The organism is Paracoccus simplex (assembly GCF_042648325.1).
Lineage (GTDB): Bacteria > Pseudomonadota > Alphaproteobacteria > Rhodobacterales > Rhodobacteraceae > Paracoccus > Paracoccus simplex.
Genome location: NZ_JBHRXE010000036.1, coordinates 45116 through 63621, shown reverse-complemented (window position 1 = coordinate 63621; position 18506 = coordinate 45116). Strand labels below are relative to the sequence as shown.

Genomic DNA, 18506 nt, shown 5'->3' with positions numbered 1-18506 from the left:
GCAAGACCAAAAATAAAGAAAAATGACAAAGATCCGTAAGTGGCTGAAAAATATGGGGGAACTTTTAAAGCGGCAGAGCGCCGCAGCGCTTGGACCCTGCCCGGGAGATTCGACGAAGGAGCACTCTCCCGCTCGGCCCTGGCCGATAACCACGGCGAAACCGCAGCTTTTACTGGCCTTGGGTCATCGGGAAAGCAGAAGCGGATGATTCCGTCACCAGAATCGCTTGGGGATTCGCAGAGCCGCTTCGGCGGACAGCTTCGGGAATCCGGAATCGGCCGCGGGCCGACCGGGGCTTCGCCCCTGCCCATCCGGCCCGTGGACAGAGCCGGATGGCGTATTTGGAAAATACGGAAAAGCCAGTCGTCCCGCCGGGGTCAGTCGGCGTGGAACTCCGGCTTGCGCTTTTCCAGGAAGGCATTCATGCCCTCGCGCTGGCCGGACGTGCCGAACAGCCGGTGGAACAGCCGCCGTTCCCAGGCGACGCCCTCGGCCAGCGACAGCTCCTCGGCCCGCATCACCGCCTCGCGCGCCAGCCGCGTCGCCGGCCGCGAATAGCCGGCGATCTGCCGCGCCGCCGCCATCGCCTCGGGCACCACCTGATCGTCAGGCACCACCCGCGCCACCAGCCCGGCGCGCAGCGCCTCGGCCGCGTCCATCATCCGGCCGGTCAGATGCAGGTCCATGGACAGCGCCCGGCCGATCAGCCTGGTCATGCGCTGCGTGCCGCCCATGCCGGCGATCACGCCCAGCTTGACCTCGGGCTGGCCGAACTTGGCACCCTCGCCGGCGATGGCGAAATCGCACATCATCATCAGTTCGCAGCCGCCGCCCAGAGCATAGCCGTTCACTGCCGCGATCTTCGGCGTGCGGGTGGCGGCGAAGCGGTCCCAGGTCGAGAAGAAATCCGCCTCGACCATCTCCTCGGCGGTCTTTTCGGCCATTTCCGAGATATCGGCGCCGGCGGCGAAGGCGCGGTCCGAGCCGGTAACGACGATGGCGCCGACACCCTTGTCCGCATCAAGCGCCTCGGCCGCCGCCGTCAGTTCCTCGGCCAGCGCCGTATTCAGCGCGTTCAGCGCCTGGGGCCGGTTCAGGCGGATCAGCGCCACGCGGCCCTCGTGGGTGATCTGGATCAGGTCTGCCATGGGTCCTCACAGGTTGCGGGCGATGACGAGGCGCTGCACTTCGCTGGTGCCCTCGTAGATCTGGGTCACGCGCACGTCGCGATAGATGCGCTCGACCGGGTAATCGGCCAGGTAGCCATAGCCGCCATGCAGCTGGATCGCCGCCGAACAGACCTTCTCGGCCATTTCCGAGGCGAAAAGCTTGGCCATGCTGGCCTCGGTCAGGCAGGGCTTGCCGGCCTCGCGCAATTGCGCCGCGCGCAGCACCATCAGCCGCGCCGCGTCGATCTGCGTGGCCATGTCCGCAAGCTTGAAGGCCACCGCCTGATGCTCGATGATCGGCCGGCCGAAGGTGATGCGCTCCCGCGCATAGGCCAGGGCCGCCTCATAGGCGCCGCGCGCCATGCCGACCGCCTGCGCGGCGATGCCGATGCGCCCGCCTTCCAGGTTCGACAGCGCGATCCGATAGCCCTCGCCCTCCTCGCCCAGCCGGTTCCCGACCGGCACCCGCATCCCGCTGAACGCCAGCGCGCAGGTGTCCGAACTGTGTTGCCCCAGCTTGTGCTCGACCGAGACCACCTCGTAGCCCGGCGTATCCGTCGGCACGATGAAGGCAGAGATCCCCTTCTTGCCCGCCGCCGCATCCGTCACCGCAAAGACGATCACCACCTTGCCGTTCTTGCCCGAGGTGATGAACTGCTTCGCCCCGTCGATGACGTAATGGTCGCCCTCGCGCCGCGCCTTGCTGCGCAGGTTCGACGCGTCCGAGCCCGCATGCGGCTCGGTCAGCGCGAAGCCGCCGATCCATTCGCCGCTGGCCATCTTCGGCAGGAAGCGCGCCTTCTGCTCGTCGGTGCCGAAGCGCAGGATCGGCACGCAGCCGACCGAGCTGTGCACCGACATGATGGTCGAACACGCCCCGTCCGCCGCCGCTATCTCCTCCAGCGCCAGCGCATAGGCGACGGCGCCGGTCTCGGAACCGCCATGGTCCTCGGGCACCAGCATGCCCAGGAAGCCCAGCGCGCCCATCTCGGTCAGCTCGGCGCGCGGGAATTCATGCGCGCGGTCGCGCGCAGCCGCACCGGGCGCCAGCCGCCCCTGCGCGAAATCGCGGGCGGCGTCGCGGATCTGCTCCTGTTCCTCGGTCAGCATCATTGCATCCTTTCGATGGCCACCGCCGTCGCCTCGCCGCCGCCGATGCACAGCGACGCGATGCCGCGCCGGCCGCCATGCGTCTCCAGCGCCGCCAGCAGCGTCACCAACACCCGCGCCCCCGAGGCGCCGATGGGATGGCCCAGCGCGCAGGCGCCGCCATGCACGTTCACCGCATCATGCGACAGGCCAAGGTCGCGCATCGCCGCCATGGCGACCACGGCGAAAGCCTCGTTCACCTCGAACAGATCGTAATCCGGAAGCGCCGTGCCGGTGCGTTCCAGCAAGCGCCGGACCGAGCCGATGGGCGCGGTCGGAAACAGGCTGGGCTTGTCGGCAAAGGTCGCATGGCCAAGAATCCGCGCCCGCGGGGTCAGCCCGCGCCGCTCGGCTTCCGAGGCCCGCATCAAGACCAGCGCCGCCGCCCCGTCCGAGATCGAGGAACTGTTCGCCGCCGTCACCGTGCCGTCCTTGCGGAAGGCGGGCTTCAGCGTCGGGATCTTGTCCAGCCGCGCCTTGCCCGGCTGCTCGTCGGTATCCACCACGGTCTCGCCGCCGCGCCCCTTGACCGTCACCGGCGCGATCTCGCCCGCGAAATGCCCCGCGGCGATCGCCTTCTGCGCCCGGGTCAGCGACGAAATCGCGAATTCGTCCTGCGCCTCGCGGATGAACTGATAGGCCTCGGCGCAATCCTCGGCGAAGGTGCCCATCAACCGGCCCTTGTCATAGGCGTCCTCCAGCCCGTCCAGGAACATGTGGTCCATCACCTGGCCATGCCCCATGCGATAGCCCGTCCGCGCCTTCGGCAGCAGATAGGGTGCGTTCGACATGCTCTCCATGCCGCCCGCCACCACCACCTCGGCCGAGCCGGCCAGGATCAGGTCATGACCCAACATCGCCGCCTTCATGCCCGAGCCGCACATCTTGTTGACGGTCGTGGCGCCGGCGCCCAAGGGCAGGCCCGCCCCCAGCGCCGCCTGCCGGGCCGGGGCCTGGCCCTGGCCGGCGGGCAGCACGCAGCCCATGATGATCTCGTCCACCGCCTGCGGGTCCAAGCCCCCCAGCGCGGCGCGGATCGCGGTCGCACCCAGCGCCGCGGCCTCGACCCCGGCGAAATCGCCCTGGAAGCCGCCCATCGGCGTGCGGGACGCGCCCACGATGACAATCGGATCAGTAGCCATGATGAACCCCCTTATTTCGGTGCCATGCGCAGCGCGCCGTCCAGCCGGATGACCTCGCCGTTCAGCATCTGGTTCTCGACGATATGGCGCACCAGCGCCGCATATTCCTCGGGCCGGCCCAGCCGCGGCGGAAACGGCACGTTGGCGCCCAGGCTGTCCTGCACCTCCTGCGGCAGCCCGGCCATCATCGGCGTGGCGAAGATGCCCGGCGCGATGGTCACCACCCGGATGCCGTGCCGCGCCAGTTCCCGCGCCGCCGGCAGGGTCAGCGCCGCCACGCCGCCCTTCGAGGCCGCATAGGCCGCCTGCCCGATCTGCCCGTCATAGGCCGCGATCGAGGCGGTATTGACGATCACCCCCCGCTCGCCGCCGGCGCCCGGCTCATTGCGCGACATGGCATCGGCGGCCAGCCGCAGCATGTTGAATGTGCCGATCAGGTTGATCTGGATGGCGCGGGCAAAACTCTCCAGCCCGTGCGGCCCGTCGCGCCCGACGATCTTCTCGCCCGGCGCCACGCCGGCGCAGTTCACCGCCACGTCGATCCGGCCGAACGCCGCCAGCGCCGCGGCCACCGCCGCCGCGCCCTGTTCGCCGCTGGTCACGTCGGTCCTGACGAAGCGCGCCGCCGCGCCCAGTTCCGCCGCCATGGCCGCGCCGGCTTCGGCGTTCACGTCCAGCAGCACCGCCCGCGCGCCCGCCTCCACCGCCATGCGCGCCACCGCCGCGCCCAGGCCGGAACCGGCGCCGGTGACCAGAAAGGTCTTGTCCTCGATCTGCATGATGCGTCCTCAGTTCCGGGCCAGTTTCTCGACTTCCGCCTTGCGCAGGATGAAGCGCTGGATCTTGCCGCTCGGCGTCTTGGGCAGGTCGGCGACGAAATCGATCATCCGGGGATAGGCATGGGCCGACAAGCGTTTCTTGACATGCTGCGCCAGCTCCTCGCGCAGCGCCTCGCTGCCCTCGACGCCCTTGGCCAGCACCACGAAGGCTTTCACGATCTCGGTCCGCTCGGGGTCGGGCACGCCGACCACCGCCGCCTCGATCACCGAGGGATGCTCGATCAGCGCGCTTTCCACGTCGAAGGGTCCGATGCGATAGCCCGAGGAGGTGATGACGTCATCCGACCGGCCGATGAAGCTGATCGAGCCGTCCGGCTCGAACTCCACGCTGTCGCCGGTGCGATAGTAACCGCCCGCCAGCGCCGGAGTCGCCTGGTTCAGATAGCCCGAGAACCACATCAGCGGCGAGCGCTTCATGTCGATGGCCAGCACGCCCGGCTGGTTCGGCCCCAGCTCGCGGCCCTCGTCGTCCAGCACCACGACGCGATACCCCGGCATGGCGAGGCCGGCCGAGCCCGGACGCACCGGATGTTCCAGTCCGTGATGGTTGTTCACGCACATGCCCATCTCGGTCTGGCCGTAATGGTCATGGATCGGCACCGACAGATGCTCGGCGAACCAGCGGATGATCTCGGGGTTCAGCGGCTCTCCGGCGGAACTCACGACCCGCAGCTGCGCCTTGACCCCCTCTGCCGGCGCGGGCCCCGCCGCGATCAGCAGCCGGTAGGCGGTGGGCGATCCGGCAAGGCTGGTCACCCCCATGCGCCTGATGATGCGATAGGTGGTCTCGGCGGTGAAGCCGCCCTCGTAGAAGATCGTCGGCTGGCCCAGCAGCAGCGGCCCGGTCAGCGCATAATAAAGCCCATAGGCCCAGCCCGGATCGGCGATGTTCCAGAACACGTCCGTCTCGCGCAGGTCGATCGCGTCACGCATATAGCCCCCGAAGGCCAGAAGCGCCCGCAACGGCACCGGCACCCCCTTGGGCAGGCCGGTGGTGCCCGAGGTGGACATCATCATGAACAGGTCTTCGCCCCGGCGCAGCACCGGCTCGAACGCATCCGAAGCCGAGGCCAGCCCGTCGCGGAAATCGACATCCTGCGGCGCCAGCGCCTCGCCCTCGCCGCGCACCGTGGCGACCAGCGGGCAATCCTCGACCTCGTCCAGCTTGGGCCGCTGCGCGGTATTGGTGACCACCAGCTTGGCGCCGCTGGTCTTCAGCCGGTGCTCGATGGCCTTGGGACCGAAGGCGGTGAACAGCGGCTGATAGACCGCGCCCAGCCGCCAGGCGCCCAGCACCACCGCGACCAGCTCGACCGTGCGCGGCAGCAGCCCGGCCACCACATCGCCCGGCCGGACGCCCTTGTCGCGCATCAGGTTCGCCGCCCGCGCCGACATCTCGCGCAGCTCCTCGAAGCTGTATTCCGTCAGCGCCTCGTCGGCCGACAGGCAGCGCAGCGCCACCCGGTCCGCGCCGCAATGGCGGTCGCAGCATTCGACGCAGGCGTTCAGCCCGGTCTCCAGATCGCCGCGCAGCCCGGCGATGGCGTCCTCGATGCGGAATTGCGCCACGGCCTGGTCGTAACCGGGGCGCGACCGGGACAGGGTCGTTCCAGACATGTCTCTCCTCCTCACACTCTCCGCCCCCCTCATGCTTCAGGCGGGTGCGGCTCCTCGAGCTTGCCGGCAGCTTAGCGTCGGCTGCATTGCAAACAATGACATTCGCGGCCAGAATAACTGAACGTTTTTGCAATAGGGCCGCCATGGAGCGTCGTACCATCACCCCCGGCTTCGTCGAGGACGCGCTGGACTGCCTTCACCGCCGCGGCCTAGATCCGCGCCCGCTGCTTGCCGCCGCCGGCATCGACCCGGCGCTGGCCGAGCCGGTGTCGAACCTGCAATACGGCAAGCTCTGGCTCGCCATCGCCGACCAGATCCGCGACGAGTTCTTCGACGAGGCCGCCCGCCCGTTGCGCCCCGGCAGCTTCCAGTTGCTCTGCCATGCGGTCCTCAATGCCGGCACGCTGGAACGCGCCCTGCGCCGGGCGCTGCTGTTCCTGTCCGTCACCCTGGACGACCCGACCGGCACGCTGCGCCTGCGCGACGGCCAGGCCGAGATCCTGCTCAGCGACGCCGGCCCGCCGCGCCGCGCCTTCGCCTATCGCACCTATTGGCTGGTCCTGCTGGGGGTGATGTGCTGGCTGATCGGCCGCCGCATCCCGCTGATGCAGGTCGATTTCGCCTGCCCGGCGCCGGAAAACCGCCGCGACTATCACCAGTTCTTCGGTGCGCCGGTGCATTTCGACCAGCCCGCCAGCCGGCTCCGCTTCGCGGCCAGCTACCTGTCGCTGCCGACCATCCGCGACGAGAAGGCGCTGCAGGGCTTCCTGCGCGGCGCGCCGGCCAACATCCTGCTGCGCTATCGCCACGACCAGGGGCTTTCGGCCCGCATCCGCAGCCGGCTGCGGGCGGTGCCGCCCGAGGACTGGCCGGATTTCGACCGGATCGCCGCCGACCTGCGGCTGTCGCCCGCCACCCTGCGCCGCCGGCTGCGGGCCGAGGGCCAGGGCTTTGCCGCCATCCGCGCCGAGATCCGCCTGATGCACGCCCGTCAGCTTCTGCGTGACACCGATCTCAGCGTGGCCGAGATCGCCGCCCGGCTGGGCTATGGCGAACCCAGCGCCTTCCACCGCGCCTTCCTCAAGCTGGCCGGCACCACGCCCGCCGCCTTCCGGCGTGAGGCCGCCTAGCCCGCCAGCACCCACAGCCGGAATCGCCGACCGCCGGTGATCTCGCGTGCCAGCCCCAGGTCGCGCATCCGCGCCAGCATCCGCTCGGCCGTGTCGCGGCTGATGCCGGCGCTGGCCTCCAGCATGGCCGCGTTCAGGATCGGATGGGCGACCAGCGCCTGGATCACCCGGGCCGGATTGTCGCCCTTGATCCCGGCCATCGCCGCATGCGCCCGGCCCTGCCACTCTGCGACCCGCGCCAGTTCGTGCCGGGCGTCCTGCAATCCGGCCGTCACCGCCGCCAGATGCCGGGCCATGCGCTCGGCCGGGGTGCCGGAATCGATCCAGACCGCGCGGCCGTGCCGGCCCAGCGGCACGAAACGCAGCGCCTCGCATCCCTCGGCCATGGCGCGCGCCGTCCAGACCGCCGGTTCGGCCAGCAGCTCGGGCGCCGACAGGCCGCAAAGCCGCCACAGCACCCGCAGCGCCGACGCCCGCAGCAGCGGCGCCAGCCCGGCGATCCCCGCCGCCAGCTCCTGGAACTCGGCCGCCGCCGCATCGAAATCCCGCCCGGTCGGTCGCGCCGCCAGCCGATCGTCCAGGCCCGAGACCTCGGCCCGGTGCAGGCCCAGAAAGCCGCGCAACGCCTGCGGATCGCCCTGCCCTTCCAGCCGCCGGATGCCCCAGCGCGCCAGCCGCATCGCCTCCAGGTCGGCGCCGGCCCGCGCCTCCATCAGGTCGCGGCCGATCTCCTCGCGCCGCAACGGCGTGCCCTGCGCCCACAGCATCGCCTCGACCTCGATCAGCGCCAGCCGCCGGTTGGCGCCGGTCCGCGCCTCGGGCTCCAGCGCGGCGATGGCGCCGTCGAGCCGCCCCAGCGCGAAACCGGCCCGCGCCAGCCCCGTCGCCAAGCCGCCCTGCGCGGAAAGCCAGTCGCGGGCGTCAAAAAGCTGGTGCACGGCGGAATTTTCGTGATAACCTGGCGTGGAAGCGGAGCACATGTTTCCCGACCTGCGAAAGCATCTATCCGCAGAATAGCCCCTAAACGCGGATCACTGGAACCCCCGGTTTCACCTCTCGGGCGAGATCACCGTCAGCTTCGGGAAATAGCTCTGATAGCGCCCGGAATCGCGGGTCAACAGCCGATAGCCGCGGATGGCGGCATGGGCGCCGATATAGAAATCCGGCAGGGGCGAGCGGCGCTCGCCGCCGCGCCGCCGATAGGCAAGATAGGCCTTGCCCGCCAGGAACCCCGCCGGCCAGGGCAGCGCTTCGCGGTGGAACACATCCTCGGGCAGCAGCGCCTCCAGCGTCTCGACGCGGCTATGCGCCACCGACAGCTCGGCATAGATCAGCGGGTTGATCACCAGCCGCGCCCCCTGCCCGAGCCCGGCCAGCGTCCGCATGGACCAGTCGGCCCAGTGCGGATCGTTGGTCGAGATGTCGATCAGGATGTTGGAATCGACCAAGACCGGCGTCATGCGCGGGTCAGCGCCATGATCTCGTCGGTGGAAAGCCCGGTATCGGCGCTGCCGCGCAGCCCGGCCAGCGCCGCGCCCAGCCGGCGGTCGCGGGCCCGCGGCCCCTGCCCGGCGGCTATGACGCGCACCACGCCATCCTCGCCGATCAGGAACTCGACCTCGGTGCCCGGCTGGAAGCCCGCGAAGTCGCGGACGTCCTGCGGGATGGTGACCTGGCCCTTGGTGGTGATGCGCATGCGATTCTCCTTGGTAATACCCATGGTAATACCGCACTCATCCCCGGTCAAGACAGGCGCCTGAGGCCTTCCCCGCGGGGAAGGTCAGTCCAGGCTCTCCAGCATCGCCCGCACCGCCGCCTCCAGCCGGCGCCGGTCCACCGCCGAGAAATCCCGCGCCAGCCGGATCTCCAGCCGGCCGTTGGCGGCGGTGCATTTGGCGCTGCCCTGCGGCCGCTCGATCTGGAAGGTGGTGCGGGCCTTCCCCGCGGGGACGGTCGGCCCGGCGCTGCGCGGCGGCGCGGCCTCGGTCTCGTCCCCGCCCTGCCCGGCATAGCGGCGCAGGATCTCCAGCTCGTCCTTGATCGAACGCGTGTCCCAGTCCTTGAGCTCGGCGCGGATCGCGGCGGCGATGCCCGGCACCTCGTCCAGCCGCTGCGCCAGCGCCAGCCCCAGCGCCCGTGGGATTTCGGCGGCATACATCAGCGACTCGCCAAGCGCCTCGACCAGGCGGATGAAGCTGCGGATATAGCTGCGCTTCTGATAGCCCGCCGATTTGAACAGGATCGCCACCGCCTTTTCGGGGTCGTGCTCCTCGGTCAGCGGATCCATGGCGTAATGCAGCGCCAGCTGCGCCATCTCGGCGAAGGAGATGTCCTTGCGCACCAGGTTTTCGTCCACCATGCGCCGATAAAGCTGCTCCAGCTCGTCGCCGCGCGCGGCGATGCCGGCCGGAATGCGGCCCCATTTCCCGGCATCGCCGGTCTCCTCCAGCAGCTGGCGATAGGCCGACAGCCGGCGCCAGCCCTGGATCAGCTCGTAGCGCCCCTCTCCGGCCGGTTCGACCCGGATCGGGTTCGACAGGCCGATGTCGCGGATCGATTCCACCAGTTCGGCCAGCTCGTAATCCGGTCCCGGCGCCCGGTCGCGGATCAGCTTGCGGGTGTCGATGGCATCGAGCGGGATCATGTCGGTGATCAGCCCGGCGCGCTTCAGTCGCACATGCTCCTGGGCCAACGCGTCGTTCTCGGCCCGGATCTGCGCCTCGATGCGGGCGCGGTCACGGGTCGACTCGGCGGTCTCGACGATGGCGGTCGCCATGGGACCGCGGCGATGCTCCTTGTCGTCCTTCCCCGCGGGGAAGGTTTCCGGCGTCTCCGCGGCCGGATCGTCCGGCATCTCGATCTCGAATACCCGGCGCTTCCTGCTCATGCCTCGCCCTCCAGCTTGTCCCAGGCCGCGGCGACCCGCGTCTTGAACTCCTCATAGGCCTGGTCGAAGGTCGCCCGCGCCCGCCGCCAGGTGCCGCGCGTCATCTCGCGGTAGTCGATCTCGTAGATCGAGCTGAGGAACCGGCCGGATTGCTCGACCGCCCGGGTCAGCTCGATCGGATGTTCGGCCATGTGCTGGCCGAAAACCTGCTGAAAGGCACCATACATCGCCTGGTGCAACTCGTTCGACGGCTCAAAACGCGTCATCAGGAAGCGGATGTCGGCAAAGGCCTTGGGCAGCCGGATCTTCCCCGTGGGGAAGTTCTCGAACCCGTGCGCCAGATCCTCCAGCGCCTCCGAGAGCTGGCCGATGAAGCTGGTGGTCGAATCGTATTCCCAATAGCCGGGCCCCGAGGGGATATAGAGCATGTCGGCGGCGAAGACGGCGTTCATCGACTGGTAGCCAATGGCCGGCGGGCAGTCGAACAGGATCAGGTCATAGGCATCGTCCGCCAGGCTGTCGAGGAAGCGCGACACCGCGCCGAAGAACGTCCATTCCGGGTTCAGGTGCCGGTATTGCGCGCTGGCGAACTCGACGAAGGCGGCGTTGGCGCAGCTGGGGATGATGTCGATGGTCGGCCAGGCGGTTGGCTTGATGAAATCGGCCGGCCGCAGCGTGCCGAGGCCCATGTCGCGGATCGAGGCCGGCAACTTGCGCTGGGGCAGGGCGGTGCCGCTTTCGGCGCCGCGGGCGGCGGCGTTCATGCGGTCGGTCTCGCGCTCCAGATCGCGGGCCATGATGCCCCAGACGGTATGGTCCTCGCCGACATCGGTCAGGCCCATGCTGTGCGACAGCGTCGCCTGCGGGTCGAAATCCACCACCAGGATGCGATAGCCGTCCAGCGCCGCCGCATGGGCGAAATGCAGCGCCACCGTCGACTTGCCGGCGCCGCCCTTGAAATTGGCGATGGCGGCGCGGAAGGCGCGCTTGCCCTCGGGCCGCCAGGGCATCAGCGACTTGCGGTTGATGCGGATGCGGCGGCGCAGCTCGTTCACCTCGTCCAGCGAGAACCAGCGCTGGCGGCCGTCCTCCTCGACTTCCCCGAGGGGAAGGTTCGGGTCGGCGGCCAGCTTGCCGCGGAAGGTGGACTGGTTGATGCGGAAGATCAGCTCGGCCACCTCCCAGCTCGAGAAGCGGCGCAAGGTCTTCTCGTTGGCCGGGCTGAAGGTCTGGCGCCGGATCCAGCCCTGCATCTTCAGCGATTGCGCCTGCAGCTTGGCGAGGTCTTCATGCGTGTACATAGGATGCCTGTATTTATAGGACGCAGATTTTCTTCTGTTTCGCTTTTACGCCGGATTTGCAGTTTTGGCAAAACCCGTTTTCAATCAGAGTGTCAAAATCGGGAAATGCTGGGTTTCCAGGGCGATACTCGGCGAATCGGCGGCGCCGATTCGGTGCCGGAACCGGGGAACGCCAACGCCGGATTGGGGGACGCCCGCCTCGAAAGCCGGGCGGATTGGGGGACAAAACCCGGCAATGGGGTGTCATCCAGACTGTCCCCCTATACCATTGATACCGTTTTTTCTTTGAAGATTGAGGCGAGAAATCCGGCTCTGGGGCAAAGCGCTTGACAGAATCGGAAATCAGGACGCAAATACGAAACAGATGGCGAAAAGCGTTTCAGACGGCAGCAGATCGTCGCCGCCATCCAGGGTCACCGACGAAAAGCCGGGGCTCTTCGGGCAGTGAAGAAGGCAGCCGGCCAGAGCCGGGCAGGAGCAGTTATGCAGGTGATCCGCGCCGTCGGCCGAGAGGCCGCGGCAAAGAAATATGATTTGCTCAGTGCGATGATGGCGCACGGGCTTGCCGGCGACAAGCATCGCCAGCGGCTCATCTTGCGGCTCATGGCCTTGATCACCACCAGATATAACTGGCAGCGCGACGAATTGACCATCGGCCAGCGCGAGATCGCGCGGCTGTGGTGCGTGGACGAGCGCACCGTCAAGCGCGAGATGGCCAAGCTGCGGGCGCTTGGCTGGATCGAGATCAAACAGCAGGGCGCGCGCGGGCGGGTGTCGGTGCTGAGCCTCAATCTGGAGCGCATCCTGCTGGACACCAAACGGGAATGGGACAATATCGGCCCGGATTTCGTTGCGCGGCTCGGCGGCACCCAGCCCGAGCCGGCCAGCAATGTCGTGCCGCTGCATCGGCCCGAGCCGATGCCGGCGCAGGGCGTCTGGGCCGAGGCCCGGGCCCGACTGGCCGAGGAGGACCGGGCGCTGTTCGATGCCTGGTTCGCAGGGCTGGCCGAGGCCGGGGCCGCCGATGGATGCCTGACCTTGTTCGCGCCGACGCGCTTCCATGCCACCTATGTGCAGACCCATCTGCTGGATCGGCTGCGCGTCGCCGTGCAGCGGTGCGACGGGCGGATCGCCAAGGTGCGCGTGCTGGGGCCCTAATCTTGGCCAACAATAATAGATAATATATCCATCTTATCGGATGCCGCCGGCGCTTTTATAGATACCTCTTGAAACGAGGCTCAGGAGGACATCCATGCCCCAGCAGGCGCCGCAGCGCACCGCGCAAGAAATCTATAATCTTCCCTTGATGGATCTGCTGTTTCAGGCCCAGACCGTGCACCGGGCGCATTTCGACCCGAACCTGGTGCAATGTTCGAAACTGCTGTCGATCAAGACCGGCGGTTGCCCCGAGGATTGCGCCTATTGCGCGCAATCGGCCCGCAATGGCGCGGAACTGCCGGCCTCGAAGCTGATCGAGGTGCAGCAGGTGCTGGCCGAGGCCAAGCGCGCCCGCGATGCCGGCGCCACCCGCTATTGCATGGGTGCCGGCTGGCGCTCGCCCAAGGAGCGCGACATGCCGGCGGTGCTGGCGATGATCCGCGGCGTCAAGGCGCTGGGGATGGAGACCTGCATGACCCTGGGCATGCTGGACATGGACCAGGCGCTGCGGCTGAAGGACGCCGGGCTCGACTATTACAACCACAATATCGACACTTCGGAACGCTATTATTCCGAGATCATCACCACGCGCAGCTTTCAGGACCGGCTGGACACGCTGGACCGGGTGCAGGCGGCCGGGATCAATGTCTGCGCCGGCGGCATCGTCGGCATGGGCGAGACGGCCGAGGACCGCATTTCCATGCTGGAAACGCTGGCCGGGCTGGAGGTGCCGCCGCAATCGGTGCCGATCAACATGCTGATGCCGATGGCGGGCACGCCGCTGGCCGACGTGCCGAAGCTCGACCCGATCGAGATGGTGCGCACCATCGCCACGGCGCGCATCCTGATGCCCACATCCTATGTGCGGTTGTCGGCGGGACGCTCCGAGATGAGCGACGAGCTGCAGGCCATGTGCTTCCTGGCCGGGGCCAACTCGATCTTCGTCGGCGACACGCTGCTGACCGCGGGCAACCCCGGCGAGGACAAGGACGCGGTGCTGTTCGCCAAGCTCGGCCTGCGGGCCGAGGTGCTGGAAGGCTCGGCCGAGGGCTGCGCGGCATGAGCTTTCCTCGGCACGCGGCGGCGCTGGACGCCCTGACGCAGCGGGGCCGGCTGCGGCATCGGACGCCGGCTGCGGGGCTGGATTTCGCCTCGAACGACTATCTGGGGCTGGCGGGGTCGGACCTGCTGGCCGGCGCGGCGCGGGATGCGCTGGCGCGCGGCGTGCCGGTCGGGGCAGGGGGGGCGCGGCTGCTGCGCGGCAACCATGCCGAGCATGAGGCGCTGGAGACCGAGGCGGCCGCGTTTTTCGGCGCCGAGGCGGGCCTGTATATGGGCGGCGGTTTCCAGGCCAACCAGGCGATCTTTGCGGCGCTGCCGATGCAGGGCGATCTGGTGCTGCATGACGCGCTGGTCCATGCCAGTGCGCATGAGGGGATGCGGCTAGGCCGGGCCGAATGCCGCGGTTTTGCCCATAACGACGCGGGCGACGCGGCGCGGGTGATCGCGGACTGGCGCGACGCCGGCGGGCGCGGCCGGGTCTGGATCGCGGTCGAAAGCGTCTATTCGATGGCGGGCGATCTGGCGCCACTGCAGGCACTCGCGGCATTGGCGGCGCGCGAGGATGCGGTGCTGGTGGTGGACGAGGCGCATGCGACCGGCGTCTTCGGCCCGCAGGGCAGGGGGCTGGCGCATGGGCTGGCCTGCCCGCTGGTGACGCTGCATACCGGCGGCAAGGGGCTGGGCGCCTCGGGCGCGCTGGTCTGTGCCGACCGGGTGCTGGTCGAGACGCTGGTGAACAAGGCGCGGCCCTTCATCTATGCCACCGCGCCCTCGCCTTTGTCGGCGGCGGTGCTGCGGGCGGCCTTGCGGGCGCTGCAGGAGGTGCCGGCGCTGGTCGAGGCCGCGCGGGCCCGCATGGCGCTGGCCCATGAGGCGGCGCGGCGCTGCGGCATCGCGGCGCAAAGCCAGATCGTTCCGGTGATCGTCGGCGAGGATCAGCGGGCGCTGGCACTGGCCGCGGATCTGCAGGTGCAGGGCTTCGACATCCGCGCCATCCGGCCGCCGACGGTGCCGAAGGGGACGGCGCGGCTGCGGGTCTCGGTCACCGGCCATGTCGGGGCCGAGGATATCGCGGCGCTGTTCGCGGCCATCGCGGCGCAGGAAAGGGCGGCGGCATGAGCGTGGTGGTGGTCGCCGGCACCGATACCGGCATCGGCAAGACCGTGTTCAGCGCCGGGCTGACCCGGGCGCTTGGCGCGACCTATTGGAAGCCGGTGCAGTCCGGGCTGGAGGAGGAGACCGACAGCGAGGCCGTGGCGCGGCTGTCGGGCCGGCCGGTTCTGCCCGAGGCCTATCGGCTGCGGCTGCCCGCCTCGCCGCATCTGTCGGCCGAGCGCGAGGGGGTGGAGATCGACCCGGCGCGGCTGGTGCCGCCAAGCCTCGATGGCCCGCTGGTGGTCGAGGGGGCCGGCGGGCTGATGGTGCCGCTGACCCGGCGGCGGCTTTATCTCGACGTGATCGCGGATTGGGGGGCGCCGGTGGTGCTGTGCTGCCGCACCGCGCTTGGCACCATCAACCATGCGCTGCTGTCGCTGGCTGCGTTGCGGGCCGCCGGCTGCCGGCTGGCGGGCGTGGCCTTCATCGGCGAGGAGGCCGAGGACAGTCGCCGGGTGATCTGCGGGATCGGCGCGGTCAACGACCTGGGCCGGCTGCCGGTGCTGGAGCAGGTGACGGCCGAGACTCTAGCCAAGGCCTTTGCCGGCATCGACACCGACGCGATCCGGGGGGCGCTGTGATGCGGGATCTGGATTTCGACCGCCGGCATCTGTGGCATCCCTATTCCTCGATGCGCGAACCCGGGCCGGTGCATGAGGTCGCGGCGGCGGCCGGGGTGTGGCTGGAACTGGCGGACGGGACGCGGATGATCGACGCCATGTCGTCCTGGTGGGCGGCGGCGCATGGCCATCGCCATCCGCGGCTGGTCGAGGCGATGCAGGCGCAGCTGGCCCGGCTGCCGCATGTGATGTTCGGCGGGCTGACGCATGGGCCCGCCGTGGGGCTGGCGCGGCGGCTGGTCGCCATGCTGCCCGCCGGGCTGGACCGCGTCTTCTACAGCGACAGCGGCTCGGTCGCGGTCGAGGTGGCGCTGAAGATGGCGGTGCAGGCGCAGCTTGGGCTGGGCCATTCCGGGCGGGTGGCTTTCGCCTCGGCCCGCGGCGGCTATTACGGCGATACCTGGAAGGCGATGAGCCTCTGCGATCCCGAGACCGGGATGCACCGTCATTTCGGCGCCGCCCTGCAGGTGCAGCATTTCGTGCCGCGCCCGCCCGTTGCCTTCGGCGCGGAATGGCCCGAGGATCCGGCGCAGAACGGGCTTGGCGCGGTCGAGGCGCTGTTTGCGAAGCAAGCCGATCAGATCGCCGGCTTCATCGTCGAGCCGCTGGTGCAGGGCGCCGGCGGCATGTGGTTCTATCACCCGCGCTGGCTGGCCGGGGTTCGGGAATTGTGCGACCGGCATGGCGTGCTGCTGATTTTCGACGAGATCGCCACCGGCTTCGGCCGTACCGGCACGCTTTTCGCCATGCAGCGGGCGGGGGTGGTGCCGGACATCCTGTGCCTCGGCAAGGCGCTGACCGGCGGCATGATGAGCTTTGCCGCCACCGTGGCCTCGGGCCGGGTGGCCGAGGCGATTGCCGACGGGCCGGCACCGGTGCTGATGCACGGCCCGACCTTCATGGGCAATCCGCTGGCCTGCGCCGTGGCCTGCGCGAGCCTCGACCTGCTGGCGGACGGCGCGTGGCAGGCGCAGGTCGCGGGGATCGAGGCGGGGCTGCGGCGCGGCCTTGCCCCGGCGCGCGCCCTGCCCGGCGTGCGGGACGTGCGGGTGCTGGGCGCCATCGGCGTGATCGACCTGCAAGAGCCGGTGGATATGGGCCGCGTGCATGGCTTTTGCCTGAGGAGCGGGGTCTGGCTGCGGCCCTTCGGTCGGCTGCTCTACTGCATGCCGCCCTTTGTCGCCACGCCCGAGGAGGTGGCGCGCATCGGCGCGGCGATGGTCGAGATCGCGGGCTGGCGATGAGGGCGGAGTGGCTGCGCCGCACCGGCGCCGAGGAGCTGATCGTGGTGCTGACCGGCTGGGCGGTCGGGTCCGCGCCGCTGCGGCATCTGGCCGGGCCGGCCGACGTGCTGGTGCTGTCGGATTACCGCGACCTGACGCCGCCGGACTGGCCCCGGGGCTATGCGGCGCTGGATCTGGTCGCCTGGTCCTTCGGCGTGGCGGCGGCCTGCCACATGCCGGACCTGCAGGGCTTTCGCCGCAAGGTGGCGGTCTGCGGCTCCTGGGCGCCCTGCGACGACGCGCTGGGCATCCCGTGCGACCGGATGCGGGCCACGGCGGCGAACCTCTCGGCGGCCTCGCTGCGGCAATTCGCGCGGCGGGCGGGATGTCCGGTGGACCCGGGCGCCGATCTGGCCGCGCTGCGCCAGGAGCTCGAGGCGGTGATGGCCCGGGACAGCGGGCGGGATCCGGGATTCGACCGCATCTGGCTGGGCGCTGCCGACCGGATCTTTCCGCTGCAGAACCTGCGTCGCGCCTGGCGGGACGGGCCGGTCGCGACGCTGGATTGCGGGCACAACCCCTTCGCGCAATGGCGCGACTGGGACGGGGTGCTGGCATGAACGCGCTGGCCGGCCGGGTGGCGCGGTCCTTCGCGCGCGGCATGCAGACCTATGACGACGCGGCGCTGGCGCAGCGCCGGATCGCGGCGCGGCTGTTCGCGGCATACCGCCGCGCCGCGCCGGGGCATCGCCCGGCAAGGGTGCTGGAGGCGGGCCATGGTTCGGGCCACCTGACCCGGCATCTGCTGGGGCTGCGGCCCGGGCGGCTGTGGCTGAACGACCTGGCGGCGCCGCACCTGCCGGGCGTCGCGGCGGATTACCTGCCGGGCGATATCGCCGCGGTGGCGCTGCCCGAGCGGGTGGAGCTGGCGGCCTCGGCCTCGATGATCCAATGGGTTCCCGATCCGGCGCAGGTCGTGGAGCGGCTGTGCCAGGCGGTGGCGCCGGGCGGCTGGCTGGCGCTCTCGGGCTTCGCGCCGGGGCATTTTCCCGAATTGCGGGCCCTGGGCAGCCGGGCGGCGGCGCCGTCCTATCTGAGCGGGGCGCAGATGGCGGCGCTGCTGGCGCCGGGCTGGCGGGTCCGTGGCGCGGGGGAATGGCGCATCGTGCTGCATTTCCCCGGCGCGCTGGAAGTCTTGCGGCACCTGCGCGCCACCGGGGTCAACGGCTGCGCCGGGCAGATCCGCTCGGCCGGGGCGCTGCGCGATTTCATGGCGCGATACGAGGCCCGGCACGGCGGGGCGCAGGGCGTGGCCCTGACCTATGTGGCAAGCTGGCTGCTGGCCGAAAACCGCGCCTAGCCGTGGATGGCGAAGGCGTCGCGCTTGCCGTCGCTGGCCGGCGCCGGGCGGCGGCCGATCCAGCGCACATGGCGCGCCAGCGTGGCGCAGGCCGCGTCCACATCGCCCTTGCGCAAGGCGGCCAGGATGGCGCGATGGTCGTGATCGGTGCGCGTTTCCCAGTTCGACTGCCAGGCGGCGAACAGGAAACGGGCGCTGGCCGCATGCAGGTCGTCGATGGTGGCCAGCAGGCGCGGCATGGCGCAGGGGATCAGGATCAGCTTGTGAAAGCGGCGGTTCGCCGCCTCCCATGAACGCACGTCGCGGGAAGCGTCGCCGGCCTTGGTCGCCTCCTCTGCCGCATCCAGGATGGCCGGGGTCAGATGCGGCGCGGCATGGCGCAGCGCCAGTTCCTCCAGCGCGGCGCGCATCTCGGCCACCTCCTTGACCTCGGGCAGGTCGAAGGCGGCGACGCGCACGCCGCGGCGCGGCTCGCTGATCGCCAGGCCCTGGGCTTCCAGCCGGCGGAAGGCCTCGCGCACCGGGACGTGGCTGGCGCCGAATTCCTCGGCGATATGGTCCTGGCGCAGCCGCTCGCCCGGGCCGATCTCGCCCGATACGATGCGGTCGGCCAGCACGCGGCTGATGCGGACCGCCAGGGTTTCTTCCGATCCTGTGCTCATGGCGGCATGGATAAGCCGGGGGGCGGGGTTTG

The 18506-nt window shown here is 69.8% G+C and carries 20 protein-coding genes; 8 read left to right on the top strand and 12 right to left on the bottom strand.

The window, feature by feature from the left end:
• Window positions 1–377: 377 nt before the first annotated feature.
• The 5 genes from ACFOMP_RS12745 to ACFOMP_RS12725 are packed head-to-tail and all read right to left on the bottom strand — an operon-like array spanning window position 378 to window position 5916.
• On the bottom strand, window positions 378–1148 hold the full coding sequence (locus ACFOMP_RS12745) for an enoyl-CoA hydratase-related protein (RefSeq protein WP_199261153.1): 771 nt from the start codon (window positions 1146–1148) through the stop codon (window positions 378–380).
• Between the two features lie 6 nt (window positions 1149–1154).
• Entirely contained in the window at window positions 1155–2282 is a 1128-nt protein-coding gene (locus tag ACFOMP_RS12740) for an acyl-CoA dehydrogenase family protein (RefSeq protein ID WP_289895850.1), read from the bottom strand.
• On the bottom strand, window positions 2279–3460 hold the full coding sequence (locus tag ACFOMP_RS12735; protein WP_379031115.1) for an acetyl-CoA C-acyltransferase: 1182 nt from the start codon (window positions 3458–3460) through the stop codon (window positions 2279–2281). The genes ACFOMP_RS12740 and ACFOMP_RS12735 overlap by 4 nt, the downstream gene beginning before the upstream one ends.
• A gap of 11 nt (window positions 3461–3471) precedes the next feature.
• Entirely contained in the window at window positions 3472–4239 is a 768-nt protein-coding gene (locus tag ACFOMP_RS12730) for a 3-hydroxyacyl-CoA dehydrogenase (protein ID WP_289895848.1), read from the bottom strand.
• Window positions 4240–4248: 9 nt separating this feature from the next.
• Window positions 4249–5916 carry an acyl-CoA synthetase gene (locus tag ACFOMP_RS12725; RefSeq protein WP_289895847.1) on the bottom strand — a complete coding sequence of 556 codons (1668 nt, stop codon included), beginning with the start codon at window positions 5914–5916 and terminating at the stop codon, window positions 4249–4251.
• 143 nt (window positions 5917–6059) lie between these two features.
• Between ACFOMP_RS12725 and ACFOMP_RS12720 the strand changes: the two genes are divergently transcribed.
• Entirely contained in the window at window positions 6060–7046 is a 987-nt protein-coding gene (locus ACFOMP_RS12720; protein ID WP_289895846.1) for an AraC family transcriptional regulator, read from the top strand.
• On the opposite strand, the gene ACFOMP_RS12715 is transcribed toward ACFOMP_RS12720, so the two are convergent.
• The 6 genes from ACFOMP_RS12715 to ACFOMP_RS12690 form a co-directional block, all read right to left on the bottom strand.
• On the bottom strand, window positions 7043–7984 hold the full coding sequence (locus ACFOMP_RS12715) for a helix-turn-helix domain-containing protein (RefSeq protein ID WP_379031111.1): 942 nt from the start codon (window positions 7982–7984) through the stop codon (window positions 7043–7045). The genes ACFOMP_RS12720 and ACFOMP_RS12715 overlap by 4 nt on opposite strands.
• Window positions 7985–8095: 111 nt before the next feature.
• Entirely contained in the window at window positions 8096–8506 is a 411-nt protein-coding gene (locus ACFOMP_RS12710) for a type II toxin-antitoxin system VapC family toxin (RefSeq protein ID WP_379031108.1), read from the bottom strand.
• A complete protein-coding gene (locus ACFOMP_RS12705) occupies window positions 8503–8742 on the bottom strand; it encodes an AbrB/MazE/SpoVT family DNA-binding domain-containing protein (protein ID WP_289895843.1) in 240 nt (79 codons plus the stop codon). The genes ACFOMP_RS12710 and ACFOMP_RS12705 overlap by 4 nt, the downstream gene beginning before the upstream one ends.
• Before the next feature lie 84 nt (window positions 8743–8826).
• Window positions 8827–9933, bottom strand: a complete 1107-nt coding sequence (locus ACFOMP_RS12700) for a ParB/RepB/Spo0J family partition protein (protein ID WP_289895841.1) — start codon at window positions 9931–9933, stop codon at window positions 8827–8829.
• Complete coding sequence (locus ACFOMP_RS12695; RefSeq protein WP_289895840.1) at window positions 9930–11234, bottom strand: AAA family ATPase; 1305 nt, start codon at window positions 11232–11234, stop codon at window positions 9930–9932. The genes ACFOMP_RS12700 and ACFOMP_RS12695 overlap by 4 nt, the downstream gene beginning before the upstream one ends.
• 342 nt (window positions 11235–11576) lie before the next feature.
• Window positions 11577–11813 carry a hypothetical protein gene (locus tag ACFOMP_RS12690; RefSeq protein WP_289895961.1) on the bottom strand — a complete coding sequence of 79 codons (237 nt, stop codon included), beginning with the start codon at window positions 11811–11813 and terminating at the stop codon, window positions 11577–11579.
• Here ACFOMP_RS12690 and ACFOMP_RS12685 point away from each other — a divergent pair.
• The 7 genes from ACFOMP_RS12685 to ACFOMP_RS12655 all read left to right on the top strand — a co-directional run bounded on the left by ACFOMP_RS12685 (window position 11718) and on the right by ACFOMP_RS12655 (window position 17812).
• Window positions 11718–12392 (top strand): DnaA N-terminal domain-containing protein, encoded by a 675-nt coding sequence (locus ACFOMP_RS12685; protein ID WP_289895839.1) that lies wholly within the window; start codon window positions 11718–11720, stop codon window positions 12390–12392. The genes ACFOMP_RS12690 and ACFOMP_RS12685 overlap by 96 nt on opposite strands.
• Before the next feature lie 94 nt (window positions 12393–12486).
• Window positions 12487–13455 (top strand): biotin synthase BioB, encoded by a 969-nt coding sequence (gene bioB, locus ACFOMP_RS12680; protein WP_289895838.1) that lies wholly within the window; start codon window positions 12487–12489, stop codon window positions 13453–13455.
• Window positions 13452–14573: an 8-amino-7-oxononanoate synthase gene (locus ACFOMP_RS12675; protein ID WP_379031103.1), complete on the top strand. Its 1122-nt coding sequence runs from the start codon at window positions 13452–13454 to the stop codon at window positions 14571–14573. Before bioB ends, ACFOMP_RS12675 begins: the two co-directional genes overlap by 4 nt.
• Complete coding sequence (gene bioD, locus ACFOMP_RS12670) at window positions 14570–15190, top strand: dethiobiotin synthase (protein ID WP_289895836.1); 621 nt, start codon at window positions 14570–14572, stop codon at window positions 15188–15190. The genes ACFOMP_RS12675 and bioD overlap by 4 nt, the downstream gene beginning before the upstream one ends.
• The gene (bioA, locus tag ACFOMP_RS12665; RefSeq protein WP_379031100.1) at window positions 15190–16473 is read left to right on the top strand and encodes an adenosylmethionine--8-amino-7-oxononanoate transaminase; all 1284 of its coding nucleotides are present in this window, start codon (window positions 15190–15192) and stop codon (window positions 16471–16473) included. The genes bioD and bioA overlap by 1 nt, the downstream gene beginning before the upstream one ends.
• Window positions 16470–17072 carry a pimeloyl-ACP methyl esterase BioG family protein gene (locus ACFOMP_RS12660; protein ID WP_379031097.1) on the top strand — a complete coding sequence of 201 codons (603 nt, stop codon included), beginning with the start codon at window positions 16470–16472 and terminating at the stop codon, window positions 17070–17072. Before bioA ends, ACFOMP_RS12660 begins: the two co-directional genes overlap by 4 nt.
• Window positions 17069–17812 carry a methyltransferase domain-containing protein gene (locus ACFOMP_RS12655; RefSeq protein WP_379031095.1) on the top strand — a complete coding sequence of 248 codons (744 nt, stop codon included), beginning with the start codon at window positions 17069–17071 and terminating at the stop codon, window positions 17810–17812. The genes ACFOMP_RS12660 and ACFOMP_RS12655 overlap by 4 nt, the downstream gene beginning before the upstream one ends.
• Here ACFOMP_RS12655 and ACFOMP_RS12650 read toward each other — a convergent pair.
• Window positions 17809–18474, bottom strand: coding sequence for a GntR family transcriptional regulator (locus ACFOMP_RS12650; protein WP_379031092.1), 666 nt, complete (start codon window positions 18472–18474; stop codon window positions 17809–17811). The genes ACFOMP_RS12655 and ACFOMP_RS12650 overlap by 4 nt on opposite strands.
• Window positions 18475–18506 lie beyond the last annotated feature (32 nt).